The following is a 2,679-nucleotide window of genomic DNA, read 5'->3' on the forward strand; positions in this document are numbered from 1 at the left end:
GTAAAGCCCGTGGTATTCATGTGTTTTCTCAATCGCAAACACATCTCTTGCATCTTTCACCACGCAAATCACCGAACGGTCGCGCTTTGCATCTGCACAAATGCTGCACACTTCACCCTCGCACAGGTTTCCACACACCTTACAGTATTTTACTTTACGGCGCGCATCATACATATCGACCGCAAACTGTCTGACCTCTTCCTCCGGCATTTTTAAAATGTGGTACGCAAGCCGCTGCGCTGTTTTGACTCCTACCCCCGGGAGTTTACAAAACTGGGCAACCAGCTTGGAATAGGATTGCAGCTCCATCAAATCAGAATAAACCTCCTAAGTTCATTCCCCCGGTAATTTTTCCCATTTCTGCCGATACCATTTCATCTGCTTTGGAAAGTGCCTCATTAACGGCCGCCATGACCAAATCTTGCAGCATTTCGATATCATCCGGGTCGACCACTTCTTCTTTGATCTCAATACTTTTGATCATCTTCTTCCCCGTTGCAACCACGCGGACCATTCCGCCGCCTGCTGTTGCTTCTACCTCGCGTTCTTCCAGCTCGGCCTGCATTTGCTGCATGCGTGCCTGCATTTGCTGTGCTTGCCTCATCATATTTTGCATATTCATCCCACCTGGGAATCCACCTCTTGCCATAGTTGTTTTCCTCCATTTCTCTGTCTTGTGCTATAAAATATTGCCACGCGCTATCCAAAGCGTGATCTTCCAAGGCCCAATCGTTGTGTTTCACCGAAACACAACCAGCCTATTTAATGACAACCTTATCCTTCCCCACTAACTCCGCGAGCTGATCTTCAATACTTTTCTCCTCTTGCTGCGGCTGCGTTTTCTGATAGACGATGTCAATCACAACCGGACGTCCAAACACCTTGGCCGTAATCTCGTTCATCTGCTTCGCGTATTCCTCTTTGCGCAGCATGTCTACCAGCACGCCGTCTTCCTCGTCTGCCTGTAAATCCAAAATACTTCCCCGCATTTTCATTGCCTGAATTGCTTGCGCTGCCGGGGCCAGCACCGGAATTTCTGCACTAATCAATTTCTTAAGCTGCTCTAACTCCCGCCCGTCTGCCGCCAGCTTTGGCGCTACCTCGTTTGCTTTTTCCACTGCTTTTTCCGCGGCTTCCTGGCGCTCTATTTTTTGAATGGCCGGAGAAACGGCAGGCTTTTCTGGTACAGACGTCTCTGCTTTCTGCTGGCTCCGCAAAGACGTATTTTCTTGTACTCCCCCGCCGCATGCCTCTGCCAATTTTTCTACCCGGCGTTCCAGTTTTTTAACACGAAGCTCCAAATCCTTGGTATCAACATCGGTAGTATTAGAAGCGGCCCGAGCGATCGCTGCAATTAACACCGCGTCTGGTGTTGCTGCATACCGCAAAATATTTTGGTTATAAATAAAAACTTCCAGCATCCGCAGCAAATTGGCGCACTGATAAGCGTCTGCAGCGGCACGCGCAAGACGCGCCGATAGTTCTACCACAATATCCCTGAGAATGTTATGCGGCTCAATTCCTTCATACAGCATATCGTTTGCAAGCCGCAACGCCTGCGATGGATTCTCTTCTGCCACGGCATCGCACAATTCCCGAATCAGCCGGCTGTCTGCCAGCCCCATCGCCTCGTTGACATCGGCGAGCGTCAGCGAATCTTTTCCGGCAATGCACTGATCTAAAATAGAAAGTGCATCCCGCATCGCGCCCTCCGCCGCCTGTGCAATCATCTGAAGAGCTTCTTCTTCGCAGGAAATTCCTGTTTTCTGAGCGACTTCTTTCAGGCGCGCCATAATATCTTCTTCTGAAATCCGTTTAAAATCATATCTTTGGCACCGCGACAAAATTGTTGCCGGCAGTTTGCGAATTTCTGTTGTTGCAAGAATAAATACTGCATGCGGCGGCGGTTCTTCTAGTGTTTTTAACAATGCGTTGAACGCCCCCGGCGACAGCATATGAACTTCGTCAATAATATACACCTTAAATTTTCCGGCAGCAGGCAATAAAGACACCTTTTCCCGAATATCACGAATGTTATCCACACTGTTATTGGAAGCAGCGTCAATTTCTACAATATCCACAAACGCATCGTTTTGAAAACTTTTGCATACTTCACAATTTCCGCACGGGTTTCCATCCTGCGGATGCAGGCAGTTCAGCGCATTGGCCAATATTTTTGCTGTACTGGTCTTTCCCGTTCCGCGCGGCCCATAGAATAAATAAGCATGGGCCTGTCTGCCGCTCATAACTTGCTTTTTTAAAATTTCCGTAATGTGTTGCTGCCCGTACACCTCATCAAAAACAGAAGGCCGGAACACCCTGTATAATGTTTTATATGCCATGCCTGATTCCTTTACCTCCAGAATTTTCCACAACCGTTTTCATCGGCCGACAGCCCGCTCGATCCTTTGTTTTCGCTCGCTCAGATACCCTTCAAAAGACTGCAGATTGCGGCTGACAATCAGCTCCTCTGGAAAGTGGAGCTCCTGAATCGCCGCAATTGCACAATCAAATCTTCCTAAATTGTAGCATATATGCGCATCAGAAGAAACTGTGATCCGCACACCATATTCCATACATAATTTCATAAAATCCTTGCAGTTTGGTTCGCTGCCCGTGCGATAGCGAAACGAATGATTGTTAATTTCAATTAATTTTCCCAGGCGCGCAGCTTCCTGC

The 2,679-nt window shown here is 48.1% G+C and carries 2 protein-coding genes and 2 pseudogenes; all 4 read right to left on the reverse strand.

Going from position 1 to position 2,679, the window contains the following annotated elements:
- Window positions 1-309, reverse strand: a pseudogene (locus ACOYIE_RS10345) (recombination protein RecR); the annotation flags it as partial.
- A gap of 4 nt (window positions 310-313) precedes the next feature.
- Window positions 314-649 carry a YbaB/EbfC family nucleoid-associated protein gene (locus tag ACOYIE_RS10350; RefSeq protein ID WP_433412918.1) on the reverse strand — a complete coding sequence of 112 codons (336 nt, stop codon included), beginning with the start codon at window positions 647-649 and terminating at the stop codon, window positions 314-316.
- 109 nt (window positions 650-758) lie between these two features.
- Window positions 759-2,342, reverse strand: a complete 1,584-nt coding sequence (gene dnaX, locus ACOYIE_RS10355) for a DNA polymerase III subunit gamma/tau (RefSeq protein WP_433412920.1) — start codon at window positions 2,340-2,342, stop codon at window positions 759-761.
- Between the two features lie 39 nt (window positions 2,343-2,381).
- Window positions 2,382-2,679: pseudogene (locus ACOYIE_RS10360) on the reverse strand (phosphatase); the annotation flags it as partial.

Source organism: Agathobaculum sp., assembly GCF_050946325.1.
Lineage (GTDB): Bacteria > Bacillota > Clostridia > Oscillospirales > Butyricicoccaceae > Agathobaculum.

Excerpts from the sequence above, each read along its gene's own strand:
- ACOYIE_RS10350 (WP_433412918.1), bottom strand. The coding sequence starts at position 649 with ATGGCAAGAGGTGGATTCCCAGGTGGGATGAATATGCAAAATATGATG.
- dnaX (WP_433412920.1), bottom strand. The coding sequence starts at position 2,342 with ATGGCATATAAAACATTATACAGGGTGTTCCGGCCTTCTGTTTTTGAT.